Source organism: Chryseobacterium ginsengisoli, from assembly GCF_039542325.1.
In the GTDB taxonomy this organism is placed as follows: Bacteria; Bacteroidota; Bacteroidia; order Flavobacteriales; family Weeksellaceae; genus Chryseobacterium; species Chryseobacterium ginsengisoli.
Map to the genome: position 1 here is coordinate 807950 of NZ_BAABHX010000002.1, position 15262 is coordinate 823211.

At 33.3% G+C, this 15262-nt stretch carries 16 protein-coding genes; 9 read left to right on the plus strand and 7 right to left on the minus strand.

Annotated elements, in window-relative coordinates; translation table 11 throughout:
- Positions 1 to 2124 carry a TonB-dependent receptor plug domain-containing protein gene (locus tag ABD940_RS08725; RefSeq protein WP_345202460.1) on the minus strand — a complete coding sequence of 708 codons (2124 nt, stop codon included), beginning with the start codon at positions 2122 to 2124 and terminating at the stop codon, positions 1 to 3.
- Positions 2125 to 2219: 95 nt separating this feature from the next.
- Between ABD940_RS08725 and ABD940_RS08730 the strand changes: the two genes are divergently transcribed.
- Both ABD940_RS08730 and ABD940_RS08735 read left to right on the plus strand, forming a co-directional pair.
- Complete coding sequence (locus ABD940_RS08730; protein ID WP_345202463.1) at positions 2220 to 3026, plus strand: T9SS-dependent choice-of-anchor J family protein; 807 nt, start codon at positions 2220 to 2222, stop codon at positions 3024 to 3026.
- 231 nt (positions 3027 to 3257) lie between these two features.
- Positions 3258 to 4532, plus strand: coding sequence for a T9SS type A sorting domain-containing protein (locus ABD940_RS08735; RefSeq protein ID WP_345202465.1), 1275 nt, complete (start codon positions 3258 to 3260; stop codon positions 4530 to 4532).
- Between the two features lie 154 nt (positions 4533 to 4686).
- On the opposite strand, the gene ABD940_RS08740 is transcribed toward ABD940_RS08735, so the two are convergent.
- From ABD940_RS08740 to ABD940_RS08765, 6 genes are all read right to left on the minus strand, one after another.
- Positions 4687 to 4977 carry a putative quinol monooxygenase gene (locus tag ABD940_RS08740; RefSeq protein WP_345202468.1) on the minus strand — a complete coding sequence of 97 codons (291 nt, stop codon included), beginning with the start codon at positions 4975 to 4977 and terminating at the stop codon, positions 4687 to 4689.
- A gap of 93 nt (positions 4978 to 5070) precedes the next feature.
- Positions 5071 to 5955 (minus strand): sulfite exporter TauE/SafE family protein, encoded by an 885-nt coding sequence (locus tag ABD940_RS08745; protein WP_345202470.1) that lies wholly within the window; start codon positions 5953 to 5955, stop codon positions 5071 to 5073.
- Between the two features lie 2 nt (positions 5956 to 5957).
- Complete coding sequence (locus ABD940_RS08750) at positions 5958 to 7199, minus strand: sulfate adenylyltransferase subunit 1 (protein ID WP_345202472.1); 1242 nt, start codon at positions 7197 to 7199, stop codon at positions 5958 to 5960.
- A gap of 97 nt (positions 7200 to 7296) precedes the next feature.
- A complete protein-coding gene (gene cysD / locus ABD940_RS08755) occupies positions 7297 to 8205 on the minus strand; it encodes a sulfate adenylyltransferase subunit CysD (RefSeq protein ID WP_345202474.1) in 909 nt (302 codons plus the stop codon).
- 19 nt (positions 8206 to 8224) lie between these two features.
- Positions 8225 to 8917 carry a phosphoadenylyl-sulfate reductase gene (locus tag ABD940_RS08760; RefSeq protein WP_345202476.1) on the minus strand — a complete coding sequence of 231 codons (693 nt, stop codon included), beginning with the start codon at positions 8915 to 8917 and terminating at the stop codon, positions 8225 to 8227.
- An 87-nt stretch (positions 8918 to 9004) separates the two neighbouring features.
- A complete protein-coding gene (locus ABD940_RS08765; protein ID WP_047398206.1) occupies positions 9005 to 9412 on the minus strand; it encodes an RrF2 family transcriptional regulator in 408 nt (135 codons plus the stop codon).
- 138 nt (positions 9413 to 9550) lie between these two features.
- Here ABD940_RS08765 and ABD940_RS08770 point away from each other — a divergent pair, with 138 nt between their 5' ends.
- The 7 genes from ABD940_RS08770 (at position 9551) to ABD940_RS08800 (ending at position 15145) form a co-directional block, all read left to right on the plus strand.
- Positions 9551 to 9979 carry a DUF4268 domain-containing protein gene (locus ABD940_RS08770; protein WP_345202478.1) on the plus strand — a complete coding sequence of 143 codons (429 nt, stop codon included), beginning with the start codon at positions 9551 to 9553 and terminating at the stop codon, positions 9977 to 9979.
- A gap of 35 nt (positions 9980 to 10014) precedes the next feature.
- Positions 10015 to 10524: a hypothetical protein gene (locus ABD940_RS08775; protein WP_345202480.1), complete on the plus strand. Its 510-nt coding sequence runs from the start codon at positions 10015 to 10017 to the stop codon at positions 10522 to 10524.
- Positions 10525 to 10570: 46 nt separating this feature from the next.
- The gene (locus ABD940_RS08780; protein ID WP_345202482.1) at positions 10571 to 11392 is read left to right on the plus strand and encodes a DUF2314 domain-containing protein; all 822 of its coding nucleotides are present in this window, start codon (positions 10571 to 10573) and stop codon (positions 11390 to 11392) included.
- Between the two features lie 264 nt (positions 11393 to 11656).
- The gene (locus ABD940_RS08785) at positions 11657 to 12226 is read left to right on the plus strand and encodes a Crp/Fnr family transcriptional regulator (protein ID WP_345202485.1); all 570 of its coding nucleotides are present in this window, start codon (positions 11657 to 11659) and stop codon (positions 12224 to 12226) included.
- Between the two features lie 127 nt (positions 12227 to 12353).
- Entirely contained in the window at positions 12354 to 13091 is a 738-nt protein-coding gene (locus ABD940_RS08790) for an SDR family oxidoreductase (RefSeq protein ID WP_345202488.1), read from the plus strand.
- A 161-nt stretch (positions 13092 to 13252) separates the two neighbouring features.
- Positions 13253 to 14092, plus strand: coding sequence for an SDR family NAD(P)-dependent oxidoreductase (locus ABD940_RS08795; protein WP_345202491.1), 840 nt, complete (start codon positions 13253 to 13255; stop codon positions 14090 to 14092).
- 138 nt (positions 14093 to 14230) lie between these two features.
- Positions 14231 to 15145: a helix-turn-helix domain-containing protein gene (locus ABD940_RS08800; RefSeq protein WP_345202493.1), complete on the plus strand. Its 915-nt coding sequence runs from the start codon at positions 14231 to 14233 to the stop codon at positions 15143 to 15145.
- Positions 15146 to 15262 lie beyond the last annotated feature (117 nt).

Genomic DNA, 15262 nt, shown 5'->3' on the forward strand with positions numbered 1-15262 from the left:
TTAAAAATTATAATTTAATCTGGCAAAATAACTTCTGCCATAGAATAGATTTGAAGCTGAATCGGCTGCATTATGGGCAGTTCCGCTAATGGTAGTATCATTTACTGAAGACACATCAAAAATATTTTTAACACCAACACTCACATCAAAATGATTTTTAAAGAAAGGTTGTGTTACAATAAAGTTCATCATGCTAAAGTCTTTTCTTTCACCAATTACAAAGTAAGAAGTTGCAAGATCAGGAGAAACTAATACAGGAATTTTGGTCTTTCCAGTATATTTATAGTATAATGAAAGTGTAGTATTAATTTTTGGAAGTGTATAATTTGCTGCTAGATTTGCTTCAAGAGTATAAAAGAAATCATCCGGCGAAGTTACTCCTCCCGCTTTCAGCCTTCTTGAAATTCCATAATATGATGCATTAGCAGAAACACTGAAACTGTCTTTCTGAGCTCTGAAATTACCTTCAAATAGATAGGATTCAAAATGATCTATATTAATGTATTGATATTTAAGAGGCGATTGATTAATAAGTGCTAATTCTATTCTGTTCTTCAGATTTAAATAAGTTCCGCTTGTTCCTACTTTTAAATTCCAGCCAGAATTGGTATTAATTTTTTTATCTGCATTTAGCGAAACAGTCATTCCTTCTTCAGGAACAAGATCTTGATTTCCCTGTATATCATGATTACTATCAACCATATAAGTATAAAGCTCATCAAAATTCGGAAATCTGTTTGCACTTCCAACTACCAATCTTATATTATCGTTATCTGTAATTTTGGCTCTTGCTGTTAACGAGTAATTATGCTGAGTATCAAACTTATCGCTTAGTGCCAAACGATATCCGGGACGAATAGATAACCAATCGGTTGCTGTCCATTCTAACGTCATAAAGTTAGCGTAATTGAAAATCTTTCTTTTTACATCATTTACGCTTTCAAAAGTACCTGCAGCATTTCCTGCAAAACCTGAGGTATGATCTAATTCATAACCCAATTGAAAATCAACTTTTTTGTTGTCTAAAAAATTACTGAATACTCCTCTAGAATATAAAACGTCTGCTTTATTGTAGGATTTATATTCATTTTTTTCTTCTGCTTTTCTATTAGGAACATCATATTCGAAGTCTCTGAATTTTCTATCCTGAGTCTGGTATGAAAAATCTCCTGTATAGTTAATTACCCCAAGTTTTGTCTGTACATTTAGTTGATTAAGATATCTTGTAGTAAGATAATCTCTATCGGTTGCCATGTACGTTCTGTTTCCTCCTCCTAAATAAAGTTCGGTAACTAATGGATTATAAAAATTTAGCTTTTCGTTTAAAAAACCAAACTTATAGAAAATTGAAGTTTTATTTTTACTATATCTTAAGATTCCATCAACATTCAAAACATCTTTTGGCTGCCAATCATATCCTCTTTTTCCGTCGTTAGTTTCTGTGAAATATTTATAGCCTTCTCTAGCTCCCTTGAAACCCTGAAAATCATTATGATTAATATTAGCACCTACATACCAATTCTCATTGATATTATATCCTACATTAAGATTTTGAATATGTCTGCCTTCTCCTTTTTTATACCAATCATATTCTTTGCCTACGGTTTCCTCCTGTAAAGACGCTGACAGAGTAAGCTTTTTCTGACTGTTCTTTTTTGTAATTATATTAATAACCCCTGCAACAGCATTAGAACCATAATCTACCCCCATTGAGCCTCTTACAAGTTCTATTCTTTCAATGTTGTTTACATTTAATTTGGTTAAATCAATATTATTTCCCAAGCCGATATCACCTACAACAGGAATATTGTCAATTAATATTTTTGTGTATTCACCTCCAAGTCCCATAAGACTAGCCGTAGAATTTCCAGAATTACGATCAGGTATGATAAGAACATTTAAACTTTGATTAAGAACTTCTGCAACATTTGTTACAGCCATATTTTTAATCTGCTGCGCATCAATCACCTCAACTTTGTAAATAGATTTATTAATTGACTGCTGCATGTATTGCCCTGTGATGACAACTTCCTCTATTTTCTTTTGATTAAGAGAATCATTTTCCTGTGCATTCATCCATAAAACTGTGGATAAAGAGAGAATAGAAAGCACTTTCTTCTTCATAGACGCAAAAATTTTCGACAAATATAATGCTTTATTTAGAATAGTTAAAAATAAATATGTATTTTTGTGGAATAATTCTAAATAAAAATAACGTTATGAAATTAAGACTACTTATTGGAACTTTAATGTTTACGGCTCTTACAGCGAATGCACAAGTAGCTACAATTAATGAAAATTTTAATAGTTTTACACAAGGTCAGGGACAAACTGTTTTCCCTCAAAATCAATGGACTGCTATTTATCCTGCTGCTGTAGGTAATCCTGCTCCTATGATGAACGTGATAGCTAATGGTGCTACCGATAATTTTATCCAAGCTTATTCCGGAGCTAATCAAAATAGTCCTGAATATTTAATTACACCACAAATTGTTGCTCCGGCGGGAGACAAAACTTTAACATTTAAAGCAAGAAGAAATACAGGATCTGCTCCAGGATCGATACAGGTTGGTTTAGCTTCTAATCCGGCTGATATGACAACTTTCGTAGCTTTGGCGAATGCTACAACTTTAACAAGTGATGTATTCCAAACAATTACAGTTCCTGTAACCGCTTCAACTTCTCAGTATATTGTTTTTAAATTCGTAGGTGCTTTTGCTCCACATACTGTATTAGAAATTGATGATGTTGCTTACAATACAGCTTCTAACCTTGCAGTTTCAGACAATGTAAAATCTAAAGCAGACGTTCAGTTTGCTGTAAATGCTGATAACACTGCTTTACAATTCGTAACTAAAAAAGATCCTAAAAATATCAATATTTACTCTGCTGCGGGACAAAAAGTAGCTGAAGGTAAATTAAACGGACAAGAATTCAATATCAATGCTCTTCAGACGGGTGTTTATTATATCATTATTGAAACTGCAGAAGGTTCGGTAGTGAAATCAAAATTCATTAAAAAGTAAGATTTATTAGACTAGCTTACAATTTTAAAAAGGCTGATTTATGATATTCATAGATCAGCTTTTTTTATGAACAAGATTTAACAAAGTGATTCAAAATATGATCGTTAAAGAGATTTCATTTAAATAAAATGTAAAACACGATAAATGTCATGTTTCTATTTAGAATAATTAAAAATAATTATTTAGTTTTGTGGAATCATTCTAAATAAGAAAATATAACATTAAGATATTATGAAAATAAAATTATTTTTTGCTGCGATGCTTGCTTTTGGGATAAATCAAACAGTTTTATCTCAGGTAGATGCAAATGGATATACTACAGTAAATCTTACAACCGGAGCAAATTATCAGAACCGTGTGTTTTTTGATTTTAGTGATAATGCTATTGTTTCTCAGCCTGCAGATTCTTGGGACATTGCTTTTTACAGAAACTCCAGCATGAATTTTGGATCAAGAGTAAATGACGCGCAGAATATTGAAGTTTATCAGGCTTCAAGTGTACCGACAGACTGGGATAATATCAATATTGCTAATATTTCGTCTTGGGGAAGTCCAAAATACAATCCGGATCAGACAACTTCACTTCAGAATGGAGCATTCGAACAAGGTTCTGCAACTTATGGATGGGGAGAATATAATGTAGGAAATCACCATATTGATGGGAAAGTAATTTTTGTTTTAAAATATCTAAACACCAACACTTATTATAAATTCATGATCACTGATTATTACAGTGGTTATACCTTCAAATATGCAAAATGGAACGGTACAACTTGGGATGCTACACAGACAAAAACGATAGCAAACGGTACTGATGATGCATTTTTCAACTATTTTTCATTCACAACAAATGATAAAGTAGCCAACATGGAACCTGCGAAGGCAAGTTGGGATCTTATGTTTACAAGATACTGGACTTTTTATGCAAACATCATGATGTACAGATTATCGGGAGTTATCCAAAGTCCAAATATTTCTGTAGCAAAAGTACAGCCGGAAACTCAGGAGACAGCAACTGCTACTCTTCCTGCATCAACTGCTTTTTCAAATAATATTACAACCATTGGTCACACTTGGAAGCCTACAACTGGCGTTTATGGAGATGTCGTTTATTATGTAAAACAGGGATCTGATTATTACAGAATGTATTTTACACAAAACGGAGGTGCAACAACAGGAAATATGTATTTCAAATACAAAAATATTAACTCAGTTCTTGGAACCACAGATATTGCGAATAAAAAAGCAACTTTCGGAATTTATCCAAATCCTACAACTGCAGACAAGCAAGTGACTGTTTTATTTGATGTTAAAGAAAAGGTAAACAGCAAAGGTAATGTGGAAGTTTATGATATGTCCGGTAAAAAAGTATATTCGGCAGAACTGACAAATCAGACAGGTTTCTATAAGCAGGATCTAAATCTTTCTCACCTTTCTTCAGGAAATTACTTAGTTAAAATTTCTTTCGGAGGAAGCACAGAGACTAAAAAGCTGATTGTAAAATAAATAAAAAAGTGAATTGTGAATCAAACGGTTAATTTTTATACCTAAAAAAACAATTCAATCAAAAACTAAAATTTTAATACTTTCTATTTTTTCTAATAAAAGGCTGCTCACAATTGTGGACAGCCTTTTAGATTTTATATAAATTTTAAACTCTCTATAAAGTTTTAAATCCTTTATAAACCAAAGTCGAACTTTCAAGCATTTTCGAAACATCTCTTCTGAAATCAAGTAAGTGATCCTGTCCATTGTGACGGTTCAGATGTTCTTCGCTTTCCCACAATTCAACCATAAAAAAAGTGTCTTTATTGTCTTTATCTTCAACAAGGTCATATTGCAGACAACCTTCTTCTTTTCTGGTTTCTCTTACCAAGATCTGAAAAAGTTCCACCGCTTCCATCAAATAATTCTCATTAAATTTAAAAAGCGCAACTACGTGTAAATTCATTTATTATTTTTTTAATGGTGTAAATGTAGAATATTTTCGAAGCTGAATGTATATTTCAAACCTTTATTTTTCAACATTTAAGAGAAATTAGCATTAAAAAACAGATTTATAAATAGTTATAGAACTCATCACAATTACTAAAATCCCGATGACTATAAACATACTTTTCACAGGAAGTTTTGCAGTAAGCATTGCGGAAAAAGGCGCAGTAACAATACCTCCGATTAAAAGTCCCAGAATAATGTTCCAATGTTGGATTCCTAAAGTAAAAACAAAAGTAATTGCGGCAGTTAGAGTCAAAATAAACTTAGCTACAGTCGAACTTCCTACTGCAAATCTTGGGGTGAAAGAATTCTTAATTAATGTTCCTGTTACAAGCGGACCCCATCCTCCGCCGGCAAAAGAATCGATGAAGCCACCGATCAATCCTAATCTTGTAAGATTGGTTTTCTTTTTTAATTTTTTATCCTGTTTTCCTTTAAAAGCATTCGACAAAATCTGAATTCCCAGATATAAAGTATAAAAGGAAATAATGGTTTTTGTGATTTTTGAATAATATTCTCCAAGATAAGTCAGCGAAACAGCTCCGATAATCGCTCCGAAAATTGCAGGAATCGCCAGTTTTTTGACTAAACCTTTACTTACGTTTTTCAATTTGATATGACTGATGCTTCCGGCTGCCGTTGTAAAACTTTCCGCAGAATGAATACTTGCACTTACCGCATGTGGAGGAATTCCCAAAAATAAAAGTGTTGTAGTGCAGATTACGCCATATCCCATTCCCATTGATCCTGCGACAATTTCAGCTAAAACTCCAACCAACATCATCCAGTAAAAAATGTAGTTGTCTTTGGCTAAAATAGTTAAAAGTTCATCAAGATAGCCCATTTCGTACATCGAAAAAACTACGACAAACAATAAAGCCAATGTCACAAAAAACACATTAAGCCTGATCTGAATTTTCCTTGAGATTACCATAATTATAAAATCATTACAGCTCCAACAGTCGAATTACTTGTCTCGTCGATCAAAACAGCATTTCCTATTGCACTATTCTCTTCAAAACTGTCAAAAACCAATGGTGAAGCTGTTTTTAAACGAACTTTTACCACTTCATTTAGTTTTACACTTTCAGAAATTGGTGTTTTCTCCAATGTATTGACATCAATTTTATAATCAATTTCTTTTACGATTGTTTTTAAAATCTTGCTTTTATGTTGAATGAAATATTTGTTGCCTTCATTTAATTCCTTTTTATCGAGCCAACAGACAATGGCTTCAATTTCATTCTCAACTTTAGGAAGGCTTTCAGTTTTTACTAAAAAATCACCTCGACTGATATCGATATCATCTTCAATATGTAAAACGGCAGGCTGATTGGTAAAAACAGATTCCACTTCTTTTCCGCCGGTTTCTATTTTTGAAATTTTAGTCTGAATATTTTGTGGAAGAACTGTAATTTCGTCGCCTTTTTTATAAATTCCTGAAATCACTTCTCCTGCGTAACCTCTGTAGTCGTGCAATTCATCGGTTTGCGGACGAATCACATACTGCACCTGAAATCTTGGATTTTCAAAATCTTTAGCAGGATTAATTTCAACTTGTTCTAAGAAATCCAACAATGTAAAACCTTCATACCAAGTCATATTTTCAGATCTTTCGACAATATTGTCACCGTGAAATGCAGAAATCGGGAAATAATTGATATTTTCCAAGCCCAATTTCTTTGCAACCAATTGATATTGAGCTTTAATATCGCTATAAACTTCTTCAGAATATTCCACCAAATCCATTTTATTAATCGCCACAACAACATTTTTCATCTTCAACAAAGAAGCAATAATAGAATGCCTTCTGGTTTGTTCGATCACACCTTGTCGTGCATCAATTAGAATCACAATCAGTTGTGAATTTGAAGCACCCGTAATCATATTTCGAGTGTATTGAATATGTCCCGGCGCATCTGCAATTATAAATTTCCTTTTCGGTGTCGAAAAATATCGGTAAGCGACGTCAATCGTAATTCCCTGTTCTCTTTCGGCTCTTAATCCGTCCGTTAAAATCGCAAGATCAATTCCGTTTTCGTTCTTGTTTTTCGATTGTTTTTCCAACGCTTCAAGCTGGTCAATCAATATATTTTTGCTGTCATACAAAAGCCTTCCGATCAGGGTACTTTTCCCGTCGTCTACACTTCCAGCTGTTATAAATCTTAATATGTCCATGAGTTTTTTTTTATTAATGATAATTGATCAATGATAAATCATTCATTTTTTAAGCATATTTCAAAATCATTTATCAACTATCTTTCATCATTTATAATTAAAAGTATCCTCCTTTCTTTCTGTCCTCCATTGCGGCTTCCGTCACTTTATCATCGATTCGGGTTTCGCCACGTTCGGAAATTCTGGAAGCGGTAATTTCTTTGACAACTTCATCTAATGTTTCGGCAGAACTTTCAACCGCTGCGGTACACGTCATATCTCCAACGGTTCTGTAGCGAACTCTTTTGTTTACAATCGTATCATTTTCATCAATTTGAATAAAATCAGAAACAGCGATTAACTGTCCGTCAAACTCAATCACATCACGATCATGAGCAAAATAAATCGGAGGAAGTTGGATATTTTCTTTTTTAATATAATTCCAGACATCAAGTTCCGTCCAGTTGGAAATTGGAAAAACTCTTACATTTTCACCTTTATTGATTCTTCCATTGTAGATATTCCATAATTCTGGACGTTGCAATTTCGGATCCCATTGTCCAAACTCGTCACGAACAGAGAAAAAACGTTCTTTTGCTCTCGCCTTTTCTTCATCTCTTCTCGCACCTCCAATGCACGCATCAAACTGAAATTCTTCGATCGTATCTAATAAAGTATGAGTTTGCAGCCAGTTTCTGGAAGCAAATTTTCCTTTCGGTTCTGTTAAATTTTTAGCTTTAATCGTATCTTCAACTTTTCTTACAATCAGTTCTGCACCGATATTTTCCGCCAGATAATCTCTGAACTGTAATGCTTCCGGGAAATTATGTCCTGTGTCAATATGAACTAACGGAAATGGAATTTTCATCGGAGCAAAAGCTTTTTTCGCCAAATGAACCAATGTGATAGAATCTTTTCCGCCACTGAAAAGCAACGCAGGTTTTTCAAACTGAGCCGCAATTTCTCTCATGATATAGATGCTTTCAGCTTCTAACTGTTCCAGATAGTCTAGTTTATATGTACTCATTTTAGTTTAAATTTTTGAATTAATGCGTATGCAGGCCGCATTCTTTTTGTGAAATTTCCCACCACCAACGCCCGGCACGAGGGTTTTCTCCTTCCTCGATTGCTCTCGTACAAGGCTGACAGCCAACACTGATGAAACCTTTTTTATGCAAAGACAATTCCTGAACTTTATTTTGTTCCAAGTAATCTAAAACATCTTGATAACTCCAGTGAATCAATGGATTATATTTGAATAATTTCCTATCTTCTTCCCACTCGATGATCGGCATATTTTCACGGTTTTCTGATTGCTCGGAACGTAACCCAGTAATCCAGATTTTTGCATTTTCTAATGCTCTGTTTAAAGGTTTAACTTTCCGGATAAAACAACATTCTTTTCTATTTTCAATGGAATGATAAAAAGCATTGATGCCTTTTTCATTCACATATTTTTCTACATCAGAAGGTTCCGGAAAATAGACTTCCGTTTTTATTTTATACCGTGAATTGTTTTGTGAGAGTAATTCGTAATGCTCATAAAAAAGTCTTCCTGTGTCTAATGTGAAAACTTTTATCGGCAATTGGTTTCTGAAAATTATATCGGTGATCACCTGATCTTCCTGACCAAGTGATGTGGAGAAAACAACTCCATCCGAGAATTTTGATGAGATGAATTTCAATCCCTCCTCTGCTGAAAGTTGCTTCAGTGTATCTGCATCTTCTTTTGAAATCATATTTTGTTCATTTGAAGTAATGCAAATATCTGATAAAATAATTATCCTACCAAACAAGTAGACTAATTATTCAAAAAAAGGATCAGATCAATCGATCAAATCCAGTAAAGTTTTTTCTTCCAATATCTTAAGCGAGGCATCACGAACTTCTATCAAAACATCATGCAAACTACAGTGATCTTCGTTGCAATCATCACATTTTTCGTAGAAATTTAAGCTTACACAAGGAAGAAGTGCAATCGGACCGTTCACTAAACGAATAATCTTTGCCAATTTTACATTTTCAGGATTCTCCTTGAAAAAATATCCTCCTCCTTTTCCCTTTTTACTATCAAGAATGTCCGCTTTTTTGAGTTCAAGCAAGATATTTTCTAAAAACTTTAAAGGAATTTTCTTTCGTTCCGCGATTTCGGAAATAAGAATTGGCCCGTCATTCCTTCTTTCTACAAGATATGACAGTGCCTTAAAAGCATATTGAGATTTTTTAGACAGCATTACAGCAAAAATAAGAAAATAGTTTTAAATAGTGGAAAATCATAAAATCGATGAATTATTAAACTCTGAAGGCTTAAAAAAAGCAATTTAAAAGCTTGCATTTTTGCAATTTTACCTATTAATCATTAAGTTTGTTATATGTTCAGTAAACAGGAAGCACAGCAATTAAAGAAAGAATTTTGGACGGCTTTTGGAAAGTCTTTCCCAAGAAAATGGATTTTATATGATACAAAAGTTAAGGATTTTTCATTTAAATTCAATGCAGATAATAAAAAAGCGGAAGTTTCTTTAGATATCGAAATGAAGGATGAAATTTTCAGAGATGCTTATTATAATAAAATCTGGTCTTTGGAAGATATTCTCAAAGATTTTATCGGAGATTTTCAAAAAGAAGAATATTTTACTTTAGAAAACGGAAAAATAATCGCCAAAATTTGGGTTGAAAAATATGGTGTTTCAGTTTTTAATAAAAATACTTGGCAGGAAATTTTTGAATTTTTTGTTGAGAAAATGGATGGTTTTGAGAAGTTTTATTATGAATATGAGGATTTTATAAAAGATGTATAAACCTTAAATATATTTAAACTAATAACAAAAACTCAATGAAGAATAAAATTAAAAGTATTGTAGGAAATGGCCTGCCTTACGGAATTACCTTTTTTGGACTTAGCTTCATGATTGGTTACTTTTTTCATGTAGATTTACAGCAAACTTTAGAAATGTCTGTTCTTTTAGGTATTGCAGCTCTTTTGATTAACGGATTTATATACAGCAGATTCAGCAAGCCTATAAAATCTTTAAATGAAATTTCTGTCAGTTTGAACAATTCAGAATTATTACTTCTTCAATCTCCCGCAAATTATCTAATTGAAGATAGTTTGGTTCCCGGAAAGTTATTTTTAACTGACTTAAGATTAATATTTAAATCTTACGAGAAAGAAACTATATCACAAAAAGAACACTTTTGGAATATAAATTCTATTACACCTGTAGATTTTTCGTGGTCACTTTGGAATTCTGGAGGTGAATTTATACTAAGATCGGAATCCCAAAACAGACTGATGTTTGAAGTTGACAAAATAAAGATATGGAAAACACATCTTTCCAAATAATCACTAAAATTTAAAACAATATTAAATCACAAAATATTCAAATACAATGGAAGAAAATCCAATATTTTTCGCAGACGGTGCAGATCCAAAAATGCTTAAAGCTTACAAGAAAGCTCAGGAAACCTTCAAATATTTCTGGAGAGAACAATCCTGGGAATACAGAAGAATTATTCCGGGGTTGAGTGTTTCCTGTGTAAAAGTTGCTTTTTCTCAGGAAGATCCAGATTCTGAAACTCCGATTGTAGAGCATATGTGGATCAATGAAATCAATTTCGACGGCGATAAAGTGAAAGGCTATCTTATTAACCAGCCAAATGAATTAACCAACATTCAAGTTGGAGACTATGTTGAAGTTCCTTTAAATGAAATCAGCGACTGGCTTTTTGCTATGCCACAAAAAGCTAAAAAATCTAAGGGACTTTCGAAGTTATTTTCATCATCTTCAGATTCTTTACCTCCGAAAGCTTATGGTGGATTTACCATTCAGAAAATGCGTTCTGATATGTCTCCGTCACAAAGAAAAAATCATGATGATGCTTGGCAGATGGATTTTGGAGATTTTAATGATATTGAAGTCGTTTATGAACAAAAAGAAAATCCTGAAAATCTTATTGAACATCCGATGAGTAGAAATATGAAGGAAGACTTCGTAAAATTCATTAACGAAAATCCCGACGAAATTACAGGTCAGGACGCCAACGGATATTCTCTTTTACATGCCGAAACAATTGCAGGAAATTTAAGTTCTGTGGAGGTGATTCTAAAGGCAGGAGCGGATAGAAATTTAAAGACAAATTCAGGAAAAACTGCTTTAGATTTCGCCAAACAACTGAATTGGGAACATTTGATCCCGGTTTTAGAAAATTAATCATACAGAGAGACTTTCGGGTTTCTCTTTTTATTTTTATATCTTTAAATTAAGTTCTTTATTTATAAAATAATTATGCTTCTTGAAATCATAGTAGAAATATTATTTGAATTCATATTTTTCAAACTTCCTGTCATTATTTTCAGGAAGACAAAAGTTTTTTATATTAAACAAAATAAAATCAGAAAAACTAAATTGGATCTTAAATAACATTTTTTACCAAATGGCAAATGTCATAAAATTCCCTTTACTTAAATTGCATTCATGAAAGAACTATTCGATTTTATCCTGAGATTTGGAAACCTCAACCAACAACAGATGGATTTCATTGCAAGCAAAGCAACAGAACTGAAGCTTCCAAAAGAAGAATATTTTTCTGAAGCTGGAAAAATTGCAAAGCAAGTCGGATTTGTTGTTGACGGAATTCTTCGTGTTTGCTACTACAACAACAAAAGTGAAGAAATCACAAAATATTTTATTGAAGAAAATAACCTTGTCGTAGATCTGGAAAGTTTTGATAATCAAATTTGTTCGAGCGCTTATGTTCAGGCGGTGACTGATTGTAAAATGATTGTTTTTCAAAGAAAAGACTGGCTGGAACTTTTACAGACTATCGTAGGTTTTGATGCTATTGTTAATAAAATTATTTCACGGGCACTGATGCAAAAAGTAGAAAGAAGAAGTCCGCTTGTTTCGGAAGATGGAACAACTCGCTACTTAAAATTTTTAGAGATCTACCCTACTGCGGTCAATCGAATTCCGCTTTCTTATGTTGCTTCTTATTTGGGAGTTACACAATCTTCTTTAAGCAGAATCAGGAAAAATATAAAATAAATGAAAAGTGAAAAACTAAAAATGAATAATAATACGTTCAAATTTTAAATAAAAAATCACTTTTTGCCAAATGGCAAATGTTATCCTGCTTAATTGACGGAATTTTACACCATCAATTAAACAAAAAATGAAAACAGTATTAATTACAGGAGCCAACAGAAGCATTGGTCTTGAAACAGCAAAACAACTTTCCGAAAAAGGATTATTCGTTTACTTAGGAAGCCGTAATCTCGAAAACGGTGAAAATGTCGTAAAAGAATTACAGGAAAACGGATTTCAGAATATCAAAGCAATTGAAATTGATGTTACCAACCCTGAATCAATTACAAAAGCAAAAAACATTGTCAAAAACGAACAGGGGAAACTTGATATTCTGATCAATAATGCCGGAATTTTGGGTGTAAATCCACAAACGGCGGCTGAAGCTTCTGTTAATGACATTAAAGAAGTTTTTGAGACTAATTTCTTTGGAGTAATCAATGTTACACAGACTTTCTTAGATTTGCTTAAAAAATCTGACAGTCCGAGAATCAGCAACATTACTTCAGGACTTGGATCTTTAACGTTACACAACGATCCGACATGGAAATATTATCATGTAAAAGCCGCAGCTTACGGGCCATCAAAATCAGCTTTGAACGCTTATACAATTGTTTTAGCTTATGAATTGAGAGAATTACCTTTCAAAGTGAATGTAATCGATCCAGGTTATACAGCAACAGACTTCAATCATCACAGCGGACCAGGTTCTGTAGAAAGTGCAGCTTCGTTTATCATCAAACATACTTTGACAGACGAAAACGGACCAACCGGACAATATTTCAGTAATGACATTGAAGATGAATCGGGAATCAGCCCTTGGTAATTTTTTTAAACTAACAGTATAAAGAGAGACTTTCGGGTTTCTCTTTTTGTTTTTTTATATCATTCACGATTTGGACACATCATTCATTGATTGAGATACTTTTTCCATTCCGCAACTTTCCATCTTTGTACCATCATTTAAAACAAAAAAAATATTTAAAAATGGAAACAAAAAAAGTATGGTTCGTAACAGGAGCTTCAAAAGGGTTGGGATTGGTTTTAGTTAAAAAATTATTGGCAGAAGGATTTCCTGTTGCTGCAACAAGCCGAACTGTGGAATCATTAATTTCCGAGATCGGAGAAACTTCCGAAAACTTTTTACCGCTTGGGGTAAACATTACAGATAACGATGATGTAAAATCTGCCATCGCAAAAACAGTTGAATATTTCGGACAAATCGATGTCATTGTAAACAATGCAGGATACGGACAACTGGGAACTTTGGAAGAACTTTCGGACGAAGAGGCAAGAGCAAATTTTGATGTGAATGTTTTCGGATCATTAAATGTGATTAGAAATGCAATGCCTTATCTTCGTGAGCAAAAATCAGGAAACATTTTTAATATCTCGTCTATCGGAGGATATTCCGGGAATTTTCCGGGTTGGGGAATTTATTGCTCTACAAAATTTGCAGTAGCCGGATTTACCGAAGCATTGGCAGAAGAAGCAAAGGATTTTGGAATTCATGCTACAGTCGTTTATCCTGGATATTTCCGTACAGATTTCTTAACTAAAGATTCTGTAAAAACGCCTGTAAATTCAATTGAAGCTTATGAAACAGCAAGAAATTCTGAACAGGCACACCTTAATGAAATCAATGGAAATCAGCCAAACGATCCTGAAAAAGGCGCAGAAGTTCTGATCCAGATCAGTAAAGAAAAAAATCCGCCGGTACATCTGTTGTTGGGTGTTGAAACTAATGATTTCCTGAATAATAAAATTGAGGCAATTACGAAGGATGCCAAAGCTTGGGAAAATTTGACGGTTTCTACTGCTATTTAATTTCTTGAAGTATTAAGTCGTTGTCAAGCTGAGGTTCTCGAAGCGTTTTATAAATAATCGGGAATCCTTCGAGAGCCTCAGGATGACATCTCTAATACTAACTGTTGAGATTCAAAATAATTAAATAACTTAGCTATTATGAAACAGACATTCCGTTTTAATTCCATCTCCGAATTTCATGCTTTCTGTAATCTTCCGAATCCTGAACATCCGTTGATCAGCCTGATAGATTATAGCAAGGTTCGTTATCCTGTGAATGATGATGAACTAAAATGGATCCAGAATTTTTATTCAATTGGCTTGAAACGGAATGTCAATGCTAAGTTCAATTACGGACAGCAACAGTATGATTTTGATTCCGGAGTTTTGTGTTTTGTTTCACCGCTTCAGTTTTTGAGCCTTGAAATGAAACCTGATGTTGAAGTAGAACCGACAGGATATTTACTGCTTATTCATCCCGATTTCCTTTGGGGAACTTCTCTCATTAAGAAAATCAAATCTTACGAATTTTTCAGTTACCAGATTAATGAAGCGCTTTTCCTTTCTGATAAAGAAGAGAAAATTATTGTTGATTTGTTCAAAAATATCGAAAAGGAATATCAGACAAATATTGATAAATTTACTCAGGAATTAATTGTTGCTCAGCTTGAGTTATTTTTGATCTATGCTGAACGTTTTTATGAACGTCAGTTTTTTACCCGAAAAAAATCCAGTCACGAGTTGCTGGATAAATTTGAAGAAGTTCTTTCCCAGCATTTCAGCAACGGAAATCTTCTAGAAAATGGAATTCCTTCCGTAAAAACCATTGCCGAACAGATGAATATTTCGCCCAATTATCTGGGAACTTTACTGCGAATTCACACCCAACAAAATACACAGCAACATATTCAGAATAAGTTAATTGATTCTGCAAAAGAACGATTGAGTACCACAAATTTATCTGTGAGTGAAATTGCTTATGAGCTGGGATTTGAGCATCCGCAGTCTTTTAGTAAGTTGTTTAAGCAGAAGGTGAAACAGTCGCCGGGAGAGTTTAGGAGGTTGTTTAATTGATTTTAGAGATAAAATTTTCTTGAATTAAAATTACATTGTAAAAAACATAATAATATTTTTTGAAATAATAAGTCATATGACTATATTTGCAGTCACATGACTAAAAAAATAATTTAT

What these genes read in the sequence shown, in the direction of transcription:
- ABD940_RS08725 (WP_345202460.1), bottom strand. Translation starts at nt 2,124, where the DNA reads ATGAAGAAGAAAGTGCTTTCTATTCTCTCTTTATCCACAGTTTTATGG.
- ABD940_RS08730 (WP_345202463.1), top strand. Translation starts at nt 2,220, where the DNA reads ATGAAATTAAGACTACTTATTGGAACTTTAATGTTTACGGCTCTTACA.
- ABD940_RS08735 (WP_345202465.1), top strand. Translation starts at nt 3,258, where the DNA reads ATGAAAATAAAATTATTTTTTGCTGCGATGCTTGCTTTTGGGATAAAT.
- ABD940_RS08740 (WP_345202468.1), bottom strand. Translation starts at nt 4,977, where the DNA reads ATGAATTTACACGTAGTTGCGCTTTTTAAATTTAATGAGAATTATTTG.
- ABD940_RS08745 (WP_345202470.1), bottom strand. Translation starts at nt 5,955, where the DNA reads ATGGTAATCTCAAGGAAAATTCAGATCAGGCTTAATGTGTTTTTTGTG.
- ABD940_RS08750 (WP_345202472.1), bottom strand. Translation starts at nt 7,199, where the DNA reads ATGGACATATTAAGATTTATAACAGCTGGAAGTGTAGACGACGGGAAA.
- cysD (WP_345202474.1), bottom strand. Translation starts at nt 8,205, where the DNA reads ATGAGTACATATAAACTAGACTATCTGGAACAGTTAGAAGCTGAAAGC.
- ABD940_RS08760 (WP_345202476.1), bottom strand. Translation starts at nt 8,917, where the DNA reads ATGATTTCAAAAGAAGATGCAGATACACTGAAGCAACTTTCAGCAGAG.
- ABD940_RS08765 (WP_047398206.1), bottom strand. Translation starts at nt 9,412, where the DNA reads ATGCTGTCTAAAAAATCTCAATATGCTTTTAAGGCACTGTCATATCTT.
- ABD940_RS08770 (WP_345202478.1), top strand. Translation starts at nt 9,551, where the DNA reads ATGTTCAGTAAACAGGAAGCACAGCAATTAAAGAAAGAATTTTGGACG.
- ABD940_RS08775 (WP_345202480.1), top strand. Translation starts at nt 10,015, where the DNA reads ATGAAGAATAAAATTAAAAGTATTGTAGGAAATGGCCTGCCTTACGGA.
- ABD940_RS08780 (WP_345202482.1), top strand. Translation starts at nt 10,571, where the DNA reads ATGGAAGAAAATCCAATATTTTTCGCAGACGGTGCAGATCCAAAAATG.
- ABD940_RS08785 (WP_345202485.1), top strand. Translation starts at nt 11,657, where the DNA reads ATGAAAGAACTATTCGATTTTATCCTGAGATTTGGAAACCTCAACCAA.
- ABD940_RS08790 (WP_345202488.1), top strand. Translation starts at nt 12,354, where the DNA reads ATGAAAACAGTATTAATTACAGGAGCCAACAGAAGCATTGGTCTTGAA.
- ABD940_RS08795 (WP_345202491.1), top strand. Translation starts at nt 13,253, where the DNA reads ATGGAAACAAAAAAAGTATGGTTCGTAACAGGAGCTTCAAAAGGGTTG.
- ABD940_RS08800 (WP_345202493.1), top strand. Translation starts at nt 14,231, where the DNA reads ATGAAACAGACATTCCGTTTTAATTCCATCTCCGAATTTCATGCTTTC.